Raw genomic sequence first — 23712 nt, forward strand, 5'->3', positions numbered from 1 at the left:
GTCCTTTCTAAAAATGACCATAGGCGAGGTATTGACGTAGTCTGGTTGAAATCGCCTCAACTAAGAAAACAAGTAATATTAAAGCAATTAAAATCGCTCCGACTTGGTTCCAGCGATAAGAGTTAATCGCAAATAGTAGGGGGGCCCCGATCCCACCAGCACCAACTAAACCTAGGGTCGTTGCATCTCGAATATTCATATCGAAACGGTAAATTAAGGTCGATAAGAAACTAGCCGATAACTGAGGAATAATACCGAACATGATTTGATCCATGGTGGTCGTTCCCATCGCTTGAAAGGCTTCTAAAATATCGGTATTTAAATCGGCAATGGTTTCTGAAAAGAGCTTAGTTAACATCCCAATCGAGGTAAAGGTCATGGTTAAGACCCCAGCAGCAGGCCCTGGACCAGTTACCCGAATGAACATCAATCCATAGACAATAGCTGGAACGGTCCGAAGCATCATAATAACAACTCGAAATATTGCTGCTAACCAAGCGGGAACCACATTACTGGATGATAAAAAAGCTAAAGGTAAGGATATGATACCACCAATTAAGGTCCCAACAAAGGCGATACAGACGGTTTCAAATAATAAGTACCATAAACCACTAGAAGAAAAATCAGTCAGCATACTCATATCAGGATGGAGGACGCCAGAAATAATTTCTCCAGCTACAGCCCAACCATCCTGACTATAATTAGAAAAATCAATCACACTGGATGACCAAAATAATATCAGCAGAACAACTACAGTAATAACTCCTTGAATTGCTCGATAATTCGGCTCTTTATCCAATACGGTTTTAATTGAATCTGTCACAGTTAGCCCTCCTAACTAATCTTGCGCCGAATATAACGGCTTAAGTTTTCGATGATGAAAACGGTTATTAATAGAACAAAGAGAATTGTTCCTACCTTTTCATAATCGCGCCAACCAATATTTTCATTAATGAGTAAACCTAAACCACCAGCACCCACATAACCTAAGATCGATGCATAGCGCACATTCCCTTCAAAGTTAAAGAGTGCGGTAGACAGATAGAAAGGCATAATATTAGGGATAACACCTTTTAAAAAAGCAAAAGGACGAGTATATCCCATAGCAATCATGGCCTCAAAAGCTCCTAAATCAGTTGTTTCAATCTCTTCATATAAGAGCTTACCCACATAGGAAAATGAAAACAGGAAAATAGCTACAGTACCTGCTAAGGTGCCTAGGCCAAAAAGATAAGTAGCTATTAAAGCTGATACTAAGGTTGGAATGGTACGAATAATCGTAAACAGCACCTTGACTAACCAGTTTACTGGCGCAAAATGGACCATATTGGATGACGCTAGAAAAGCAAATGGTAAGGCAACTGCTGCCCCGGCAAAGGAACCAAATAGTGACATCTTAATAGTATCCATCAAAGGTTGAATGACGTCAGAGAGGTAAGACCAATCTGGTTGAAAGAGCTGGGCAACAATGGTGGTTAATTGATGGCCTCGTTTGATAATGTCAGCGAAATCAAACTCGGTCACCTGCAAAGCAACATATAGAGCAACCGCTAAAACTAATAAAATCACTGGCGTCCATGATCGTTTCTCTTTAAATACCTTCCCAGAAGCCAGTTGATATTCGTTTCGTTTAAACACTTTAAACCTCCTAAGACTTCTTGTAAATTGTATCTAAAATCTCTTGAGTAACCTCGCTACTGGGGCCGTAATAAACAATCTTTCCTGAGTTAATTCCAATCACACTATCCGCATAGTCCAGGGCCATATCGACATCATGAATATTAATTAAAATCGTAATATCTTGGCTTTGGTTAATCGTTTTAAAGTAATCCATAACCTGCTTGGATGAAATCGGGTCCAGACTCGCTACCGGTTCATCGGCTAATATAATCGATGGTTCCTGAACCAAGGTGCGTGCTAAGGCCACCCGTTGCTTTTGACCACCAGATAATTGGTCAACACGATCATAAGCCTTGTCGAGGATATCAACACTCTCAAGTGCTTCAAGAGCCTTGACTTTTTGCTCTTCAGTATATAAGGAAAAGACTTTCTGATACCAGGCCAAATCTGGCAAAAAGGCAGTCAATACGTTGTTAAGAACCGTGGTCTTTTCAACTAGATTAAAGGATTGAAAGACCATCCCAATATTTCTCCGGAATTTTCTTAATTGACTTCCTTCTAGAGCAGAAACATCCATATCGTTAACAGTTAGTTTCCCACCATTAATATCATGCATTTTATTAATGGTTCTAATTAAGGTTGATTTTCCCGCTCCGGATTTACCTACAATCGCTACAAAACGTCCATTGGGAATGTCTAAATTAATATCATCTAATGCTTTTAAGCCACCTTCATAAACCTTATCCACATGTTCAAATTGAATCATTTTTTATTCCTTTCTCCAAAACAGGATTGGTCATTGTGCCTCTAACACAATCAGTACTTTCGCCATAAATAGAAATAGGAAAAGTGCATTCAACCAATAGAGGGCATCGATTGAAGCACTTTTTATCCTAATAACTTATTCATAAACTCAAAATAACCCTAGGGTTAGATCTAATTCATTTCTTGCACTAATTTTTGCGCTTCACGCTCAGTATCATAATCAGATGGTTCTGCTTTTTCGTAGCCTTCATGGGTATAAACCGCAATAATTTCTTTACCTTCATCGGTTTGAGCAATATTGATGAAAGCTTCTTGCAAGGCTTCGGCTAATTCAGGAGTCATATTTTCAGAATTCTTAGAAACTGAAATGGTGTCATTCATCATTGGCTTGGTTACACCAATAACTTGAACGTCTTCCCAGATTTCATCAGAACCACCAAATTGTTCTTGCCATTTATCTTGATTATCTAAACGGGCGTCAGCATAAGTAACCATTACATCAACTTGACCGGATGCTAAACGAGCAAAAGCTGAAGCGTAGGAGTCCGATTGAACGGCATGGTCTAGATCAGTGATATTCTTATCAAAATGATCTTGTAACCAAAGTGATGGATAGATGTAACCCGCTGGAGAAGAAGTTCCCATTACTGACCAGTTAGCTGAATTGAGGTCTTCCCATGTTAATTCTTCACCGTTATTAACTTTTTCAGCTAATTCTTGTCCCTTTTCACTTGGTCCAGCTAAGATTAAGCCATGGTAATAAGTGACTTGGTCGTCTACTTTAGTAACAGGTTCCTTATTCCAATCTTGAGGGTTTTCACCGGTAACAGATAACCCGCCACGAGTAGCTGTTAAAATTGGTTCGATTCCTTCTTCATAAAGGACATAGGTACCGCCTGGAATAAAACCAACATCAGTGGTTCCCGCCTCTAAAGCTTCTCCAGTCGCTTCATAACTGGTTCCAACATTGATATCGACGTTATCAACAGTAAAACCTTGTTTTTCCAACTCTTCCTTCAAAATATCTTTCAAAGGATCAGTAACAGTAATAATTTCTTCTGGGTCACGAGAAGGAACGAATTCTACTGATAAAGTATCGATATGATTACTTGCCTCAGCTGAATCCCCGCTTTCTCCACCTTCATTACCACAAGCTGCCAAACCAAAAGCGGTCATTAAACTTAAACCACTCAATAGCCATTTCTTGATACTCATTTTTTCCTCCTTGTAGGCTTTTAATAAAATTACTTTTACACCTAAAGGATCTCATATTTATATAAATATACCGTCAATTCAAAGTATAGTTTTTGTAAATTTTTACATGTTTTAGTAAAAATTTTTACTTCTAATCCATTCTTGCCACAAAAAAACGAGCCTTCACTAGGAAAGCTCGCTGGGAGAAAAATATAAAGAAATTTATTTGGACTATCTATATCATAAAGGCCATTTATGAAGAAGCTATGAATTAAATAGGCAAATGTTTTAACTTTTATGACTTTTCTTCCAAATTACGAAAAAAGCCGAAGTAAAACACTTCGGCTAAAAAATCTTAAACTTTCTTAGAGAAAGTTTTATGCTTTTTTCTTACGGTCGAGGCTGAGGCAGCCTAATCCAGCCAGGAGCAAGGATAGGCCAAGTCCGCTTACTGAAGCAAGAGCACCTGTTTGAGGTAAGCTGGAAGTGACTTGCACTGACTCAGTCGCTGGCACAGCACTTGCCTTATGACTTACAGGACTAAGTTTAGCTGATGCAGGATCAGTGTCTTGGTCATGACTTGGTCTCTTATCCCTTGCGATTTTATCTCCTGGAGTTTCTTGGCCTGATTTAGGATCCTCTGGGGTGTTCCCATCAGACTTGTCCTTAGCTGGGACACCTTCATTAGAAGTCGATCCGTCTGGGGTATCATGGTCAGAAGTCCCTTGACCAGGGGTCTTATCATTTGGCTTAGGATCTTCTGGATTGCCATCTCCTGGGGTGTTTCCACCTGAGCCAGGCTTATCTGGTTTTTCACCATCAGGGGTATGGCCACCTGGTGTATCGTTGCCTGGTTTATCTTCATTAGGCTTGTCTTGGCCTGGTTGGTCAGGATTTTCAGGGAGTGGACAAATTGGGCAATCTGGTCCTACTTCAATGATGTGATCAACTGCCGCTACTTCATTATGGCGATCGGCTTGGAGTGGGCCGTCAGCTTGACCATTCTTAATCTTTTGGGTAAAGGTGACATCATAAGCCCCTTTTACCCCTTCTTGAACCGTCTTCACTTGGCCTGGTTTCAAGGCATCACTGCGGCGGACGATCACCTTAAAGGCAGTTTCAAAGTGTTCGGTATGGCTGACTTGACCAGTAAAGTCCTTATCGCCCACCTTAATCACTTCAGTGACCGGTTCTTTGGTCACAACCACATTTGGCCTACCTACAACTTTAGAGTTTTCCACTGTCACAGTAGTGGTCTTTTGACCCGCTTGACCTGGGGTTTCTACCTTGAATTCGCCCTTGTTGAGACTTGGGTCCACTTCCACTTTCACCTTGAAAGGAATTTCTTCCGTATGGGTGTAGCTGCCGTCGGTCTTAGCTCCAATGCGAACAATCTTCTTGACTGGGGCCTTGGTTTGCTTGCTTTGTCCTGGCGTCGAAGCCGTCACTTGCCCATTCACAATAGTGTGGGTGGTTGGGGTTTCTTCTTCACCTGGGACGCCTTCTTGGTCAACAACTTCTTTGCCGGTTTCCAAAGTCGGATCCAGTTTGTAGTCTACTTCAAATGGAAGAGGATTCTTGTCGACCGTAGTAAAGCTGCCGGTATAGTCCTTGGTCCCTACCTTAACAATATGTTTGGCTGGGCTTACCACTGGCACTTCCTCGGTCACTACCTTGCCATCAACTACCTTGTTGACAATTTGGGTAGTCACATGACCAGGAATGACTTGGACGGTTTCTACCTTGCCCTTAACGAAGCTTGGGTCATATTCAAAGATGGTTTCGACTGGGACATCTTTGTTGACTTCGTGGGTGTTGCCTGCCACTGGCTTGGTACCCACTTCGATGACGTGGGCTTTTGGTGCAGTGTAGGCGCCGTCTTGGCTGACCGGTGCACCTTCAGCATGGCCGTTCTTAATGGCTTGGGCGTAGTCCGTAGTCTTAGACCCAGGAACCCCTTCTTGGACCGTCTTGGTTGTTCCAACTGTGAGATCAGGGTTTTCTCTAATTTCAACTGGGAATGGCACAGGACAGGTATTGGAGAACTTGTATTCACCAGTGAAGTCCTTAGAACCAACACGGACAATTTGTTTAGCTGGGGTCACTACCGTCTCTTCCGTATTGACCACCTGACCGTCCACCACTTTAGAAACGACCTTGGTCTCTGTCTTACCTGGGGTCAATTGACCGGTTTGAACTTGACCTTTTTCAAGGCTGTCATCAAAGACGTATTCAATTTCAACTGGAACTTCCTTGTTAATGGCTGTTTCGGTACCAGCAACAGGCTGGGTGCCGACTTCAATGATGTGCGCTTTCGGTTCGACTGGATTAGAGATTGCGCGTTCCAGTTGACCATCGGCTTGGCCATTCTTAACGGCTTGGGTATAGGTCACGTCATAAGAACCGGACTGACCTTGTTGAACCAGCTTGGTCTCGCCCGCCTTGAGATTTGGATTCTCACGGACTTCTACCTTGTAAGGCACTTCGAAGCGTTCAGTATGGTTCACTTGACCGGTAAAGTCTTGGTTGCCCACCTTGATCACTTGGCTGACAGGTTCTTTGGTCACTTTGGACACGGGTTCGCCAACAATTTGAGAGTTTTCAATGCTTACAGTCGTTTCCTTAGTACCGGGTTGACCTGGTGTCACCACTTGGTACTCACCCTTAGGCAAGCTTGGATCGACTTCAACCTTGACATCAAATGGAATTTCCTCTGTAGAAGTGTGGCTGCCAGTCGTTTGGGCACCGATGCGAACGATCCGATTTTCTGGAGCGATCACTTCGCGGGTTTGACCAAAGACCTTATCGGCCATTGTGCCATTGGTGTATTTCTGACTGACGTCGCGTTCAATTAAACCGAGTTTACCTTCTTGTTCAACGACTTCTTGGCCTGGCTTCAAGCTTGGATCCAATTTATATTCGGTCTTGAATGGTGCCAAGCTTTGTTCGGTATGCTTGAATTCACCAGAGAAGTCCTTGGTGCCCACCACAATGACTTGTTTGGCTGGGGTCACGACTTCTTCCGTAGTGGTTTCAATCTTACCGGTTTGAGGGTTGAATTTATTAACAATCTTGGTCTCAACCTTACCTGGCGTGTAGGCACCCTTCTCAACGCTGCCCTTGTCCTTGGTATTATCGTAGACATATTCAATCTCGGCTGGAACTTCCTTGACTCTGTTTTCAGTATTTTCCGGAGCCTTGGTGCCGACCTTGATGATATGGGTCTTGGGTTCCGTCCGCGCGATTTCTTCCGTCTTCAGCTGACCATCAGCCGAACCATTCTTAATGGCTTGGCTATACTTGGTGGTCACAGAGCCATTTTCTCCCTTTTGAACTTCTTGGATTTCAAAGAGTGGGAGGTTTGGATCTTCTTGGATGTCCACCTTGAATGGGAGGGTTTCAGTGACATTATGGGACACTTCACCGGTAAAGTCTTGGTCGCCAATTTCGATAATGTGTTTGACTGCTGACTTCGTTAGCGTCGTGGTAGGTGTACCAACAACTTGAGAGTTCTCAATCCTGACAGTGGTTGTTTGTTCACCGGGTTGACCTTGTTGGGCCACTCTGGATTCGCCCTTCTTGAGGTCCTTGACTTTCCGTACTTCGACTTCAAATGGAAGCTCTTCCTTGTGGGTGTAAGTTCCGTCTGTCTTGGCCCCAATGCGAACAATCTTCTTGACTGGCGCCTTGGTTTGCTTAGTCTCACCTGGAGTTGACGCCGTCACTTGACCATTGACGATCTTATGGGTGCTTGGAGTCTCTTCTTCACCGAGAATACCCTCTTGATCCACCACTTCCGTTCCAGGTGCTAGACTTGGATCGACCTTGTATTCTGTTTCAAATGGGATAGGGTTCTTATCAACAGTTGTAAATGTTCCCTCAAAGTCTTTGTTGCCGACCTTGATGAGGGCATTTGTAGCTGGAGTTTCTTGGGTCACCTTGCCTTGGCCGACCACAGAGTTCGTAATTGGCCATTCGGTGGTCCGTGAGCCCACTTTACCTGGGGTCACGATTTCGTACTTGCCGGCTTCGATGGCTGGGTCATATTCCACCGTGTAGGTAAATGGTAGCTCTTCGGTGTAAGTATGAACACCTTCTGTCTTGGCGCCGACTTTAAGCTTGCGGTTAACAACATCTGTTACTTGGACAGGGGTCCAAACATGTTGGTCTTGAAGAACGCCATTAACAACTTTTTGCGTTACTTTATTAGAAACTTTACCTGGTTGACCTTTTTGTACTTCGACCACTTCATTAGGTGCTAAGTTTGGATCCACTTCAACTTCAGTTTCAAAAGGCATGTAGGTAATATAGTCATAACTAAATTCCCCGCTGTAGCCTTGGGTCCCCACAATAATCTTCTTATTGACAGGTGCCTTGGTTTCCGTTGTCGTGGTGGCGCCTGCTGTTACTGTGCCATCTGCAGCAGTGACCGGTGTGGTCTTAGTTTCTTCACCTGGGATACCTGTGTTCGGAACAATTTCTACCGTTCCGGCAGACTTGGTGTTGTCGTATTCAATGTCCACATCAAATGGTTTTTGGTTGGTCGTTGTGACCGTCGCTGAACCAGCTAAAGGCTTAGTCCCCACACGGATGATGTGTTCTTTTGCCGGCGTTTCGGCTGTCACGGCTGATGTCAATGCCCCATCAGCGGCCCCATTCTTAATAGCTTGGGTGTAAGTCGTAGTCTTAGTTCCTGGCACCCCTTCTTGGTCCACATGGTAAGTGCCCTTGTCTAGGCTTGGGTCTTCAATGACCTTGACTGGGAATGGGACTTTCTCAGTGACATCATGGCTGACTTCGCCGGTAAAGTCTTGGTCACCGACTAAGACTACCGCATTGGTAGCTTGTTCATTAATAGTTGGTTCAGATGTTGCCGTTACTTGAGAGTTTTCAATGGTCAGGGTCTTAGTTTGGCTACCTGCCTTACCAGGCGTCTCGACCTTGTATTCGCCCTTCTTGAGTGATGGATCTTTCTTCACTTCCACTTGGAATGGAATTGGTTCGGTCACTTGGTGTTCACCATTTGTCTTCGCCCCAATGCGAACGACCCGTTTAACCGGTTCTTTCGTTCGTGTTGCTTGCCCTGGTGTGGATGCTGTCACTTGACCATTCTGGATGGTATGAGTGGTTGTCGTGGTTTGTTCACCCAGTTCCCCTGGATTTTCCACGACTTCAGCGCCTGGTTCTAAGGTCTTGTCCACAATATATTCGGTTTCATAAGGAATTGGATCCTTGTCTACTGTTTCAAAGCTGCCTTGGTAGTCTTTTTGACCGACCTTGATCACGGCATTAACTGGAGCGACTGTTTCGACGACAGGCTCGCCCACGACCTTGGAGTTTTCAATGGTCCAGGTCTTCTTGTTAGACCCGGCATGACCTGGCGTGACAACCTTGTAGTTCTCAGTCGCATCTGGGTAGTTGGTGTAGAAGTTCGGATCGAATTCCACGGTGTAGTTGAATGGAATTTCATCAGTATCAACCACTGTGCCGGTGGTCTTGGCACCCAGCTTAATCTTCTTAGGAGCAGCCGCTGTGGTCACTTCTTGGGTCAGACTAATTTCACCGGTCTGAGGGTTACGGGTGGTTTTAACCGTAACCGCCCCATCATGACCTTCATCAACAACGGTACTTGTTCCAGGCGCCATGGTGTTGTCAATTTCAACTTCTAGGCCCTTAGGAATGACCACTGTTTCTGTTTTAGGTCGGACACCAATCCGAATCTCCGCATCCTTCTTAGGTTTGATGATGCTTTCTTGAACCTTAGAAATCACCGGTTGTTCCACCATCCGGCCATCACGGTTAACCCGTCTACGGTTGTCGAAGTTCCAGTCATAGACGGTGCGTTTAGAACCTAGTTCCCCATCCGTCTTCTTGATCACGCCCACATCGAGGGTGTCGTCATAGACCACATGGGTGTCAAAAGGAATTTCTTCCACGACGGCATGGCCGCCTTGGGCCACGTTAGTTGGACGGGCGATAAATTGGGCCTTAACCGTCTCTGAACGCACTTCCTTAGTGACCGGGTCAATATAATTGGCCTTAACAGGGATGTAAACATTCTCGCCCCCTACGATATCCGCATCTTCAGGAACAACGGCGGTTACTTCACCCGTTGTAGGATTCACACTGACATCGGACCAGACATTGCCCCGGTCATCGGTATAGGTTCCCGGTACCAATTCAAAGGAGTCTGGCTTCAATTTATTGGGATCATCTGGGATTTCTGGTAATTGCTTTAAGGTGTCGCCTTGGTAGCCAATTTCGGCGTGGTAGGCGGGCACATTGTTATCAGAATCTTGAACTACGAAATAGAAGGCGTGGGTATCCTTGGAGCCGTTGGTATAGGTATACTCAATCGGCAAGTACATGGTATCCCCGGGTTGGGCATCGGCTGGCGCCGTCACGGTAAATTCAGACGGATTACCGGGAGTGGTTTCCACCTTCCAGCCCTTAGCTTCAGCGGCCTTCTTGAATTGGTCCACCAGTTTCCCATTAGTCCTGCCTTCAGCTTGGGCATTCTTCATGTCATCATAGGACTTAGAAGGGTCGGATCCTACACCGCTTGGCGAGTTAATCTTTAAGGTAATGGACTTACCGGGTCTCAGGGCATTGGAATAATCGGTATCCTTAGTAGGGTCTTGGATGCGGTTAAAGGTCTGGTCATAGTAGCGGGTATCGTCCAGATTAACCGTGATTTCCCCGACCTTGTTGTAGTGGTCGTAGCGGGCAATCCCTTGCTTGTCGATGGTGACGGCTTGGCCATTGTGGTTAATAACCTGTGTACCAGCACCGGTTTCGACGTAATACTTATCTGTATAACCTTGATTAGTATTAATTTCATTAACTATGTTCTTAAATTCATCCGCCGTCCGCGGTCTGGCAAAGAAGCGTGCCCTTAGGTTTTGGATGCCTCTAAATTTATTATTATTAAAGATAGAATTAGGATCTTGGAGAGCCCCCTCTGGCATCTTGAAGACAATGTCACCTGGATTCACGGCACCAACTTGGGCTGTGAGTTCCGCTTGATTGTCAGGCGTTACTAAAATGGCCCGAGCTTCCTTGGGATCAACGACGGTACCATCTGGATGGTAGACCTCGCTAGTAATTCGAGTGTAGTCTTCTGGCAACAGGTTCTCAATCCGCGCTCCGGTCTTCAGGTATTGACCTTGGACTGGCACCTTAGCCACATTGGTCTCACCTACAACCGAAATAATGGATAAGTTCTTATTCTCATTAGGGTAAGGATTGACGGAAAAACCTGTTGCAAAGTCTTTACCAGTAAACATCTTGGTATTAGGGTTATCCCGGGTGTATTCTGATTTCCAAGCGAAGGTCGTATTCTTATTATCTACAGCATTGAGGTCTTTAAGAAATTCTTCTCCGGTTGTTATATTTATAGTAATTTGACGGCCTGGTGAAACCTCTGCGTTGATTTTTTCTGCTTCTGCAGCAGTTTTAGGATAATTGACATTTGCAAAATCTGGATCTTGACCAGGCTTTACAAATTCCCCATTACCCCGTTTAACCTGAGCTCCTCTTTTATTGTCAGTCACATAGACATTGGTATAGGTACGGTCAGAATTGGCCCGATCAATTTCAACCTGGATCCCAAATTTTTTCTTATCCGTAGAGGTAGGGGATGGATTAAGCACGCTTGCGGTAACCCCTTCCCTAGTCGTGCCCACATCTTCTGCTGTAATAATTGAAGAAACCCCATTATTGGCCAAGTCCGAATCCCGGTAATGTTTGACCTCGTGTTCATCAGCGGCTAAGGAATCATTGGTAGTTGTTCTAATCGTTCCGTTTTCTGTTCTAGCAACCCCGTCTCTGGCTATGGGAACTGCTGTTGGAGCCGCTGTATTTAGGGCTTCATTTAAAGGAAGTGCACTTCCTGTGTCGGTTGAACCAGGGGTCACCGGGCTCGCTTCTAAAGCAGCGGGTTGGCTGATACCAGTTTCCGCTGTTGTGGGAGTGGTTTCAGCGGCCTGAACCTCTTGCCCTTGGCCCGCTAAAAATGCCGCAATAGCGACACTTCCCACTCCTATGGTGACCCCAATAAGTTGGACTTTATATATAGTGAGTTGGCCTTTGGCCAGCTCTTTTTTGTTGCTTACAGTTCTTGCTTATTTCTTGCCGACACATTTACTCAGAAATTTAAACTTGTCAAGAGGAAGAGCGTAGCGGCTCTTGATAAGTTTAAAGTTTATGTGTAATCATTAAGCGGCGAAAGAAGCGTGATGAAGACGAAATTCTATAGGACTCCTAAAATCTAATTTTTCTTTGATTCTTTCACCATTGTAATAGATTATAAAATCTTCAATCGCTTGTGCTAATTCTTCAAAGGAATGATAAGTCCGACCATAGTAGACTTCTTGTTTTAGTAGACTAAAGAAATTCTCCATTGGCGAATTATCTAAGCAATTTCCTTTACGAGACATACTTTGAAAAATTCGGTGATCCTTCAAGAGCCGGGTGTAACTTTTCATTTGATAGGCCCAGCCCTGATCAGAATGAAAGGTTCTTCTGTATGGACATAATTTACTTGCTTCAATGGCAGCTTGTAGCCCCTCCAACATGCTTTGTCCATTAGGCTGATGTGTTATCTTAAAAGAAATAATTTCTCGATTAAATAGATCCATGTAAGGATCTAAATAGAGTTTTCCAGTTTGATAATTCCCAGAATCATCGGCATAGTAGTATTTAAATTCTGTTGTGTCTGTTGTTATTTTTTGATAAGGAATGGTCGAATCAAACCGCCGGTTGATACGATTTGGCGCTATCTCTCCAATCGTTCCTTTGTAGGAATTATATTTTCTTGTCTTTCTAGTATAGCTAGTGACCTGTATCCCCATAATTTTCATTAGGCGTTGAACTTTGTTTTTACTGACCTTATAACCACGGGAAAGCAGTTCAGCTCGCATTCTTCGATAACCATAATCCTTATGGGTTTCTCTGATGTCTTTCATTTCCTCTTTTAAATCGGCATCCTTATCAATTTCCTCATCTTTATTTTTCCAATAAAAGTAGGTCGATTTAGGAAACTTTAAAACGCTAAGAATATCTTTTAAAGCATATTTTTCATCATGGAGACGTGTGATTTCGGTCACTATTTCTTCTTTTCTCGCTTGACTCTTTGAGCCACACGTCTCCTCAATCCTTTTAAAAATTTGTTCTCAATTTCTAAATCCGTAATCCGTTGTTCAAGTTCCTTTATTTTTGCTTCACTTAACTGATTGGTTTCGCTGCTATCCTTTATTTGATTGATTTGTGATTTCTTTTTAGACACTTTAGGTGGCCTTCCTTTCCTCGCGGAAAGGCCATCAAGTCCTCTTTCATGATAAGCTCTTCGCCAATTAGCGATTAGACTTGGATTATTCATGTTTAATGAATTGGCCAATTCGCGATAACTCATTTCCGTACTTTCATACAATTCTATCGCATTTAATTTGAATTCAACAGTATAAACCTGTTGAGTCCGCCTTTTCTTTAAACCATCTACACCAAATTCATAATAGTTATTAACCCACCTTCGTAAAATAGAAGGATCTATTCCTGCTTTATTAGCTAAGGTTCGATAACTTCCTTTTTTCGCAATATAGTCTCCTACTAAATTCAGTTTAAATTCTAATGAATATTTAGACATAAAAATAACCCCCAAAAGTTGAATTCTTAGTCCAACTTTTGGGGGTCACTACATCCAAGGGTTGTTTTTCTTATTGCATATCTATAATTCTTCTCCATTGTTCTCCTCCATCAAAGCGAAGACTTTAACTTATACAATGTTATTCTATTATCCTAAATTAATTTAGTTAATCTATATATTAACATCTTAAAAGTATATTTAAATTATTTTTTATTTTTATTAAAGCTACAGCAATCGCACTGTATAATTAGCCCTAATAATACCCCAAACAATACCAATAAACCAACTTTTTAGCTTAAGCTGACAGCAAATATACAATATTTGTTCTAGTCTGTCTTTTTTTCCTTCATGTCTAAGAACAAAGTCATCATTTCCAAGCAAAAATGCCACACCTGGTTGATGTGGCATTTTTCTTGGATACGATTAATGTTCCTTAACGTTTATCTAATTCTTGTTTTAAGAGTTGGTTGAGAACTTGTGGGTTGGCTTGGCCTTTGGTTTGTTTCATTAATTGACCCACTAAGTAACCCATGGCCTTCTTCTTACCAGCCCGGTAGTCTTCAAGGGATTGTGGATTTTCATCAATGACTTGATTAATCATTGGGAGCAAGGTTTCAGGGTCAGAAATTTGAACCAAACCTTCTTTTTCCACATATTCCTTAGCCGAGCCGCCTTCATCAGCCAGGTGTTTGAAGACCTTCTTACCGATTTTAGAGGAAATGGTGCCATTGGCAATCAAGTCAATCATTTCTGTCAAGTTTTCTGGAGTAAGGCCGATTTCATCGAGGGTCTTTTCATTGTCATTCATGTAGGCTGACACTTCACCCATCAACCAGTTGGAGACTTGTTTAGGATCGCCTCCCAGTTTGACCGCTTGGTCGAAGAAGTCAGACATGACTAGGGTTTGGGTGAGGACCATAGCATCATAGTCTGGTAGGTCGTATTCTTCTACATAGCGTTTCCGACGTTCAGCTGGCATTTCTGGGATAGATTTTCGAATTTCGTCCAACCATTCTTCACTGACGGTAAATTCAGGAAGGTCAGGTTCTGGGAAGTAACGGTAGTCGGCTTCCCCTTCTTTCACCCGCATGAGGACAGTTTTTTGGTTATCCTTGTCCCAACGGAGGGTGGATTGCACCACCCGGTCACCCCGGTTTAAGACTTGGGCTTGACGTTTTTCTTCGTAGGCCAAACCGCGACGGACGTTGGAGAAGGAGTTCAAATTCTTGATTTCAGTCTTGGTCCCAAATTCTTCTTGGCCATAAGGGCGCAGGGAGATGTTGGCGTCACAACGCATGGATCCTTCTTCCATCTTCACGTCAGAAACGTCGATAAACATCATGGTTTCGCGGATTTTTTCCAAGTAAGCATGGGCTTCTTCTGGTGAGCGCATGTCTGCTTCAGAAACGATTTCCACTAGCGGTGTGCCTTGACGGTTTAAGTCGACTAAGGTGTCGCCTTCATCATGGATGCTCTTCCCAGCATCTTCTTCTAAGTGGATCCGTTCAATGCGGATACGCTTAGTTTCCCCGTTTTCGAGTTCAATATCCACATAGCCGTGTTCGCCAAGTGGACGGTCTAATTGGGTAATTTGGTAGGCCTTAGGATTGTCTGGATAGAAATAGTTCTTGCGGTCAAAGCTTTGCACCGGGTTAACCTCACAATTCAAGGCTAAAGCTGCCCGTAATCCAAATTCAACCGCATGGTGGTTGGTGACTGGTAAAACCCCAGGGTAACCCCAGTCGATCACATTGGTTTGGGTATTAGGATCGGCACCAAAACTGGTAGGTGTTGGGGAGAAAACTTTGGATTGCGTTTTTAGCTCAACGTGGATCTCTAAACCGATAACTGATTCATAATTCATGTAATAATCTCCCTTCTACTCTGGATGTTTGGTATGGTGGTCGGTAGCTTGTTCGTAGGCATAAGCGGTCTTGTACAAGGTCGCTTCATCGAAGTAGTTACCAATTAATTGTAAACCAATCGGTAAGTTATCACTGTCGAAGCCACAAGGTACCGAAATACTTGGTAGGCCGGCCAAGTTTACTGGAACGGTTAAGAGGTCAGCTAAGTACATTTCGATTGGATCGTCGGATTTCTCGCCAAATTTGAAGGCGGTTGAGGTGGTTACTGGACCAGCAACAACATCATATTTTTCAAAGAGTTCTTCAAATTCTTGGCGGATCAGGGTACGGACCTTACCGGCTTTCTTGAAGTAGGCGTCATAGTAACCTGATGATAGGGAGAAGGTCCCTAACATAATCCGCATTTTAACTTCGTCACCGAAGCCTTCAGACCGGCTACGTACATATAAGTCTTCCAAGTCTTGAATATCGTCAGCCCGGTAGCCGTAACGCACCCCGTCAAAACGTTGCAAGTTGGAAGACGCTTCTGAAGAAGCCACAATGTAATAAACCGGAATCCCGTATTTTAAGAGTGGGAAGTGGACTTTTTCCACGATGGCTCCCATGGATTCAAGTTGGTCAATGGCTTTTTCTACCCGGTCTTGGACGTCAGCTTCGATCCCGTTGGTGAAGAATTCTTCAGGAACAGCAATCCGTAAGCCTTCGATACTGTCGCCTAATTGGGCGGTGAAGTCAGGCACTTCAATGTCAGCGGTAGTAGAGTCACGGTGGTCGTGGCCTGCAATGGCGTTAAGGACCAGGGCGTTGTCTTCAACGGTTCGAGTCATGGGACCAATTTGGTCTAGGGAAGAACCAAAAGCGATTAAGCCCCAGCGTGATACCCGGCCGTAAGTTGGTTTCATACCGACAATGCCGTTATAGGCTGCTGGTTGGCGGATAGACCCACCGGTGTCAGAACCCAGGGAAGCAACCACTTCACCACTGGCTACTGCAGCGGCAGAACCACCGGAAGAACCACCAGGTACCCGGCTGGTGTCCCAAGGGTTTTTACTTGGTCCAAAGTAGGAGGTTTCCGTAGAAGACCCCATAGCAAATTCGTCCAAGTTTAACTTCCCAATAGTAATCGCTCCAGCTGCTTCTAAAGCTTCAACAACAGCGGATTGGTAAACCGGCACAAAGCCTTCTAAGATCTTAGAAGACGCGGTTGTTTCAATACCTTCAGTAATGATGTTGTCCTTAATCCCGATCGGAATCCCTTGTAATGGACGGTCGGTGGAATAACCTTTTTCATCACTGGCTTTAGCTGCTGCCAAAGCACCTTCTTCATCAAGGGTGAGGAAGGCCTTGTAAGTTTCATCGAGTTCCTTAATACGGTCAATGGTAGACTGTACCAATTCAACGGCAGTGATTTCTCCATCGACCAATTGTTGGTTTAAGCCTTTTATGCTTTCATCAAATCGACTCATATGGATTAATCCTCACTTTCCTCAAAACTGGCTGGTACGACGATAAAGCCATCCCGTTTGGTTGGCGCATTTTTTAACATTAAGTCACGATCGGTACCTGCTTCAGGTTGGTCATCGCGCATAATATTTTTAAGGTTGATACCGTGGGTCATGACTTCGACCCCTTCAGTATCCACTTCAGATAATTTCTCAACCATGTCGAGGATTTCAGTAAAACGGTCGTTCATGGGACCTACCTCTTCATCAGAAAAGGACAGTTTTGCAAGTTGTGCCACGTGTTTAAAGTCTTGTTCGCTGATAGACATAATGGCCTCCTTTATTCTTTTTCAAATTATTTACTGTTCTATTTTAACATAAGTTCTCTAGTCATTTTGACTGACTTACTTATTCTTGTAAAAAAATCTCACAAATTAAGGACTGACTATGCTGGTTACGCTCTCTTAATAGCTTGTGGCTGTCACAGTCTCTTCAAACCTGCTCCAATCACAGGACGAACGTCCGCTTCAAAAACTGGTAACGCTCAGCTTTGCTGAGCTTATCCCAGTTTTCTCCAGCGATTTCGTCCTTTGGTGTGACTGTCGCACTATTTCTTAATACACTGTATATTGGAATTGGCTTTGGCCGGAGAGGCGGGTGATGTTAGCTGTCATGCGGCTAGGGCCTTCGACAGTGACCTGCATTTGCACGTCTTTAGGGTAAATTGCGTCTAGACTAGCAATGACATGTTGGACTAGGGCGATATTTTCGGTGTAACCGTCAAATGGGGTATTGATGTGGAAGTCAATCCCATTTAATTTGCCGTTATCGTACTGGCCAACACCGACAATCCCACTCAATTCAGGGAAGAAGGACTCAATTTCACCACGGAAACGGCTGAAAGAAGTGTTGTCTTCCTCACGGGGGGCTTGGTCGACCCCATAAACCACGTACTGGCGGTTATAGGTCTTCCATTTGCCTAGGCCAGCTCCCGCATCAGCGATGGCTTCAGCCATATAAGCCCCGCCCCCTAAACTGTTTTGCTTATCATTATAGAAAAGGGCAATTTGAATCGGTGTTTGGCTATATTTGCCATCTTGACGGATGCGTTCAACGATGGTTTGAGCCATGGCCTTACCTTCTTGAAGGGCCTCGTCACGGCTGATTTCGACCGTTTCTTCCGTGTCTTTGTTTTGGAAACGGTCCTCAGCGTTCATAGCTAGGCCGAGGCTAATGACTTTGAGGTCATAGTCATCGCCATTTTCCTGCATTAAATTATATTCCAAGATGGAATTCAGGTAACGGGGTTGGAATTGATTGCGGTCACTAGCGGCGCTACCCTCGGGGTTAAGCCCTTCAGGATTATCATTTGACTTGGGCTTGAGCCAGGAAGTCACCTTGTCTTTGGATAGGACTTGGCCTTCAGCTAAGGCATACTCATCAGTCGGATAGGCATTCTTCATGAGCTCATAGAGGCCACGTTCCATATTTTCCAGGTTGGCCTGGCTGGTCCGACTCGACAAGGTCCCCCGGCTGTTGCTTAAGGGGTAGCTACCATCTTTGATAGCGGCAGGATAGTAAGCCTCAGTCAGGGTATTTTTCTTCCCATTTTCTTCCTCTTCACTAGTTGATTCTTCCGTGGTTTGGGTTTGCCCAGCGGTTGATTTGGGTTGGGCATCCCTGCCACAGGCTGCTATTAGGCTCAGTGACGCTAAGCCAAGCACGATCATATGTTGGATGCGTTTTTTCACGGGTTGGTCTCCTTTATCACGATATCTGTAGAGTCCATCCTATTCTAACACGAAATCAAGTGACTAGGAATCTTCTAGGTGACTCAACATCTCTTCTTCATCAAAAATTAAAATATCTAAATCTTGGGCCTTGGTCAATTTACTGCCGGCATCTTCACCGGCGACGACCACATCGGTATTCTTGGAGACTGATCCGGTGACTTTTCCGCCTTGGCCTTCAATAAGGCTCTTGGCTTCTTGCCGGCTATAGTGGTTGAGTTTTCCAGTTAATACCACGGTTTTCCCTTGCCAGAAGGAATCTACACTAGCTATGGCTTGCGGACTAGACCCTAGGTAGGTCATATTAACCCCCCGCTCACTGAGCCGGTTGACTAGGGCAATCACTTCATCATTGGCAAAATATTCCACCACACTGTCAGCAATAATTTCACCGATCCCATCAATGGCTGAAATGGCCTCCCGGTCAGCGGTTTGGATAGCTTCCATGGAGCCAAAGGTCATGGCAATGTCGCGGGCCGCCTTGACACCAACATGGCGGATACCTAAGCCAAAGAGGAGCCGTTCCAAGGAATTTTCCCGGCTTTGATCGATGGCCTGCAAGATATTTTGGGCCGATTTTTCCTTAACCTTGTCCAAGGTCAAGAGCGTCGCTTCATCTAATTGGTAGAGGTCACTGGGATCTTTGACATAGGCCTTGTCATACAATTGAGTAATCACCGCAGGACCAACTCCGGTGATATCCATGGCGTTGCGGGAAACAAAGTGGAAGAGTTTCTCCTTGGCTTGGGCCGGACAGGCAGGATTGACACAGCGGAGGGCGACTTCATCTTCTAAATGGACCAGGTCACTCTGGCAGATAGGACAGGTCTGGGGTTCTGGATAGGCTTGACTATCAGCGTCTCTTTCTTCAGTAATCACACTGACAACTTCTGGGATAATGTCACCGGCCTTATGGATAATGACCTTATCATTGAGTCGGATATCCTTGGCCCGGATCAAATCCATATTATGGAGGGAAGCCCTCTGGACGGTACTTCCTGCCACTAAGACCGGATCCATGACCGCAGTCGGGGTCACTACCCCGGTCCGCCCCACGGTCCACTCGATATCACGAATAGTGGTTTTAGCCTGTTCTGCTGGGAACTTATAGGCAATGGCCCAGCGCGGTGCCTTGACGGTATAGCCCAGTTCCTCTTGTTGGTCGAAGTCGTTGACCTTGATGACAATCCCATCAATATCATAGGCGAGGTCATGGCGGATTTGGCTAACCTTTTCCACATAGTCCCAAATTTCTTCCTTACTATGGGTCAGCTTAAATTCCGGATTAACCCGCAGCCCCCATTGAGGGTAGCTGGTCAACAGTTCCGCTTGACTATTTATCCCCGCATCGGCAGGTAAGACGCCAGTATAGAGAAAGACATTCAGATTCCTCTTGGCGGTCACTTTGGGGTCTAATTGGCGGACCGAACCCGCTGCTGAGTTACGCGGGTTAGCAAAAGTGGCTAAACCAGCGGCCTCCCGGTCCTCGTTCAATTGGGCAAAGGAAGCCTTAGGCATATAAATTTCCCCACGAACTTCCACACTTAGGGGTTCTTGCAAACGCAGCGGGATGGAGGAAATGGTTTTAATATTATTGGTAATGTTTTCCCCGGTATTGCCGTCCCCTCGGGTGGCTCCTCTGACCAAGCGTCCGTCTTGGTAAAGGAGAGAAACCGAGAGGCCGTCAATTTTCATTTCACAGACAAATTCGGTATCCTGACCAAATTCTTTTTGGACGCCGCCTACCCAGGCCATTAGTTCTTCCTGGCTAAAAACATCGCCCAAGGACAACATGGGCTGGTCGAAGTGGACCTTATCAAATTTCTCATTTAAGACATCTCCGACACGTTGGGTAGGCGAGTCACTTTGGATCAAGTCAGGATGACTGGCTTCCAGTTCTTCCAGTTGGCGGTAGGTCTTGTCATAGTGGTCATCACTGACGCTAGGCTGGTCTAAGACATAGTACTCATGGGCATACTGGTTTAACTGGTCAACCAATGCGGCCATTCTTTCCTGGACCGCTTGTTGATTTTCCTGAGCTGGATTTTCTTTTGTCACAGCTAAACCTCCTAATCTTCTTTACTAATAGGTGCAAAGGCTGCTAATAAACGCTTAATGCCTTGCCCTTTAAAGGCAATATCTAATTCCTGATCATTGTCACTCCCGGTCACCTTGACCACAGTACCCACACCCCATATCTTATGACGGGCTTTGTCACCCACCTGCCATTCCACAGATTCACTACCTTGGTCTTGAGCTTGACTGGGGCCTTTGGCAAAGATCGAGCGTTTTTCCTGGCTTTTTCCAGCACTTCTCGACCCATAGCTTTTCCGATTGTAGTAGGCCGGCCGGCTGGAGGAAAAACCGCCCATAGACAGGGGACTATGGTCCTCCTTAGCCAAGAGTTCATCATCAATTTCAGTAATAAAGCGGGATTCTGGGTGGCTCTTATGTTGGCCATAGAGCATACGCGAATAACTATTGGTCAAATAAAGCTCTTCTTCAGCCCGGGTGATCCCCACATAGGCCAAGCGACGCTCTTCTTCTAATTCCTCGTCATCTTCGCTGGCCCGGGACAAGGGGAAGATCCCTTCCTCCATCCCAATAATAAAGACAATGGGAAACTCCAAACCCTTAGCCGCATGGAGGGTCATCAGGTTGACTTGGCCTTCTTCCTCATTAGTCTCACTTTCGTCCAGGTCAGACACCAGGGACAGGTCGGTAATAAAGGCCAAGAGGGCGTCTTCACTTGCATCCGTCCCAGCTTCAAGGCTGACTAGGGCTGCTTGACCGAGTCCGGCATCTAATTCTTCAGGACTCAAAAGAGAAATTTCCTCTCCTTGGTCGCTTTGATTAGGATCAGCCATCAAATCCACTGCTTCAACCGGATTGCCCGCTTGATCAGTCTGGGGAATTTCCGCTAAGGCTTGGCGTTGGTCCGCTTCCTTTTCCCAGCGCTCATCAAAGGCCCGAGTGACGGAAAGAAATTCTTCAATATTTTCAATCCGGGCGGTCGCTTCCAAGGTCTTTTGGGCCTTAAGATCAGCTAAATAGCCCGACTTATCTAAGACTTCTTCAGTCAGATCGGTAATGGTGAGAAATTCTCTTTGTTTTTGTAGGTTAGTCATCATGTCCGCAAAGCGCTTAAGTGACTTGGCTCCCTTGCCCGAAATGGGGGCATAGTCAACTTTTTGGGCCGCCTGTAAGAGGGTTAAGCCGTGTTCACTAGCAAATTGGCGTAACTTGTCCAAGGTTCCCGGACCCACCCCACGTTTAGGCACATTAATAATCCGAGTAAAGGAGAGGTTGTCTTGGGGATTGGTCAGGAGCCGTAAGTAAGCGAGAATATCCTTGATTTCCTTACGGTCATAGAATTTGAGTCCGCCGACAATCCGGTAAGGGATATTGGCCTTGACCAGGGCTTCTTCCATGGTCCGTGACTGGGCATTGGTCCGATAAAGAATAGCAATGTCCTTGTATTGGTAGTTCTTGTCAGTGGTAGCTTGGCGGATTTTATCTAAGACATAGTGACTCTCATCTTGTTCGTTTTGAGCCCGGTAATAGTTAATTTTCCCGCCGGTTTGGTTATCGGTCCAGAGTTTCTTGGCTTGACGGTGGATGTTGTTTTGAATCACTTCATTGGCCGCCTTGAGGATGGTTTTGGTGGACCGATAGTTTTGTTCGAGAAGAATCACCTTGGCTTGGGGGTAGTCCTTTTCAAAGTTAAGGATGTTTTCCATATTGGCACCCCGCCAGCCGTAGATACTTTGGTCAGCGTCCCCAACCACACAGATATTCTTGAAATAGTCGGCTAAAAGCTTGACCAAGCGGTATTGGGCTTCATTGGTATCTTGGTATTCGTCCACGTGAATATAATGGAATTTTTGTTGGTAATAGGAAAGAATCTCTGGCTGTTCCTTAAATAAGCGGACTGTCAACATAATCAAGTCATCAAAGTCCAAGGATTGGGCGGCTTGGAGGCCAGCTTGGTAGTCTTCATAAAGGTCAGCCACAATGTTTTCAATAAAACCGGTATATTCTTGGCGGTATTCCTTGGGCCCTAAGAGATTATTCTTGGCATCAGAAATTTTGCCTAAGATCATCTTGGGCTTGAATTGCGTGGTGTCCAGATTATGGTCCTTCATGATCCGCTTAATTAAACTTTGTTGTTCGGCCGGATCAGCAATGGTAAAAGACCGGGAGAGACCGATGGCTTCTGCTTCCCGGCGTAAAATCCGCACACACATGGAGTGGAAAGTACTTACCCACATGGTATCTGCGGCTTCGCCAACCAGGTTTTTCACCCGTTCTTTCATTTCATTGGCCGCCTTATTGGTAAAGGTAATGGCCAGGATATTCCAAGGCCGGACCGCTTTTTCTTCTAATAAGTAGGCCATGCGGTGGGTGAGGACCCGGGTTTTCCCTGATCCCGCCCCGGCCATGATTAAGAGGGGGCCTTCTGTATATTGAACTGCTGCTTTTTGTTGTGGATTGAGACCGTCGATTAATTGATTAATATGGGTCATACCAAACCTCCGTTCTGATATTCTTTAATAGTCTATCACTTCTATAACCCGCCATCAAACAGTTTCAATTTAAAGAAGGATGCGATGGAACAGGATCTAATAACTTATTCATAATTTAAAAAGAAGCTGAATTTTTTCAGCTTCCCTATTTTTTAATAATTAATTTGTTGTAGGATCAGTTTATTAATCCACATGCGGATATACTTGTTAGCCTGTGGGTAGTCGCCGTCTTTGAGGGCTTGGATGAAGGGTGGGTAGATATTCTGCATGTCTTCTAGCTCCGCTAAGAAACGTTCTTCGCGTTTTTTAGCTTCGTTAATATAGAGTTCATGCAGGTTTAAGACTGTATCCAGGGTCACCCGGCGGAAGTAAGCATTGGAATGATAAGCGACTAAGAGCTGGAAGAGCTTGGCCTCAGCCTCATAATAGTCATTAATCTTGTCAATGGTCTTATCCCACTTTAAATGGTGGGCGATTTCGTCTAACTGCTTGGCATTGACCATAATGCCCTTATTTTCCATTTGCTTAAAGAGGGCCGTCACCAAGAGCTCAATAAATTGGAGCCGTTCCACAATCGCCTTGGAATTGAGAGTGTTCTTGCAAACCACGGCCCCTTTATAGGGCTCAATCCGGACATATTTTTCCTTAGCCAGTTGGTCCAAGGCCTTGCGAATGGGGGTGCGCGACATATCCAATTGTTTAGCTAAATCATTTTCTTTTAAATGAGTTCCTGCTAACAACACGTTATTATCAATTTGTTCTTTCAGATAGCGATAAGCTTTCTCCTTATAACTCATAGACTTAGCCATTCTTGCTTCCTCCCTCGCAAACGTTAAATTTCCTTTTAATGATACCAAAAATTATTAG

At 44.8% G+C, this 23712-nt stretch carries 13 protein-coding genes; all 13 read right to left on the reverse strand.

The features are described 5' to 3' along the window. Positions 1-7: 7 nt before the first annotated feature. Entirely contained in the window at positions 8-823 is an 816-nt protein-coding gene (phnE, locus tag HMPREF9243_RS09175; protein WP_013670029.1) for a phosphonate ABC transporter, permease protein PhnE, read from the reverse strand. A gap of 11 nt (positions 824-834) precedes the next feature. Next, positions 835-1638 carry a phosphonate ABC transporter, permease protein PhnE gene (gene phnE / locus HMPREF9243_RS09180; RefSeq protein ID WP_013669276.1) on the reverse strand — a complete coding sequence of 268 codons (804 nt, stop codon included), beginning with the start codon at positions 1636-1638 and terminating at the stop codon, positions 835-837. Positions 1639-1648: 10 nt separating this feature from the next. Next, positions 1649-2386, reverse strand: coding sequence for a phosphonate ABC transporter ATP-binding protein (phnC, locus tag HMPREF9243_RS09185; protein ID WP_013669380.1), 738 nt, complete (start codon positions 2384-2386; stop codon positions 1649-1651). Between the two features lie 170 nt (positions 2387-2556). Then, positions 2557-3600, reverse strand: coding sequence for a phosphate/phosphite/phosphonate ABC transporter substrate-binding protein (locus HMPREF9243_RS09190; RefSeq protein ID WP_013668629.1), 1044 nt, complete (start codon positions 3598-3600; stop codon positions 2557-2559). A 356-nt stretch (positions 3601-3956) separates the two neighbouring features. Next, positions 3957-11618, reverse strand: a complete 7662-nt coding sequence (locus HMPREF9243_RS09195; RefSeq protein ID WP_013668977.1) for a G5 domain-containing protein — start codon at positions 11616-11618, stop codon at positions 3957-3959. A 177-nt stretch (positions 11619-11795) separates the two neighbouring features. Then, positions 11796-13222, reverse strand: a protein-coding gene (locus HMPREF9243_RS10415; RefSeq protein ID WP_101560582.1) for an IS3 family transposase whose coding sequence is annotated in 2 segments (ribosomal slippage) — positions 11796-12712 and positions 12712-13222 — 1428 coding nt in all. Because the reading frame shifts where the segments join, the coding sequence is not laid out codon by codon here. Positions 13223-13655: 433 nt separating this feature from the next. Beyond that, the gene (gene gatB / locus HMPREF9243_RS09215) at positions 13656-15086 is read right to left on the reverse strand and encodes an Asp-tRNA(Asn)/Glu-tRNA(Gln) amidotransferase subunit GatB (RefSeq protein WP_013669946.1); all 1431 of its coding nucleotides are present in this window, start codon (positions 15084-15086) and stop codon (positions 13656-13658) included. A 15-nt stretch (positions 15087-15101) separates the two neighbouring features. Continuing rightward, a complete protein-coding gene (gene gatA, locus HMPREF9243_RS09220) occupies positions 15102-16553 on the reverse strand; it encodes an Asp-tRNA(Asn)/Glu-tRNA(Gln) amidotransferase subunit GatA (RefSeq protein ID WP_013669461.1) in 1452 nt (483 codons plus the stop codon). Positions 16554-16558: 5 nt separating this feature from the next. Continuing rightward, positions 16559-16858 (reverse strand): Asp-tRNA(Asn)/Glu-tRNA(Gln) amidotransferase subunit GatC, encoded by a 300-nt coding sequence (gene gatC / locus HMPREF9243_RS09225; protein WP_013668489.1) that lies wholly within the window; start codon positions 16856-16858, stop codon positions 16559-16561. Positions 16859-17143: 285 nt separating this feature from the next. Further along, positions 17144-18280, reverse strand: coding sequence for a CamS family sex pheromone protein (locus HMPREF9243_RS09230; protein ID WP_013668863.1), 1137 nt, complete (start codon positions 18278-18280; stop codon positions 17144-17146). A gap of 63 nt (positions 18281-18343) precedes the next feature. After that, positions 18344-20326 (reverse strand): NAD-dependent DNA ligase LigA, encoded by a 1983-nt coding sequence (gene ligA / locus HMPREF9243_RS09235; RefSeq protein ID WP_041706886.1) that lies wholly within the window; start codon positions 20324-20326, stop codon positions 18344-18346. 62 nt (positions 20327-20388) lie between these two features. Continuing rightward, positions 20389-22845, reverse strand: a complete 2457-nt coding sequence (locus tag HMPREF9243_RS09240) for a UvrD-helicase domain-containing protein (protein ID WP_013668996.1) — start codon at positions 22843-22845, stop codon at positions 20389-20391. Between the two features lie 152 nt (positions 22846-22997). Next, positions 22998-23654 carry a GntR family transcriptional regulator gene (locus tag HMPREF9243_RS09245; protein ID WP_013669728.1) on the reverse strand — a complete coding sequence of 219 codons (657 nt, stop codon included), beginning with the start codon at positions 23652-23654 and terminating at the stop codon, positions 22998-23000. Positions 23655-23712: the final 58 nt, after the last annotated feature.

Origin of the sequence: Aerococcus sp. Group 1, from assembly GCF_000193205.1 — a bacterium.
Lineage (GTDB): Bacteria > Bacillota > Bacilli > Lactobacillales > Aerococcaceae > Aerococcus > Aerococcus urinae_A.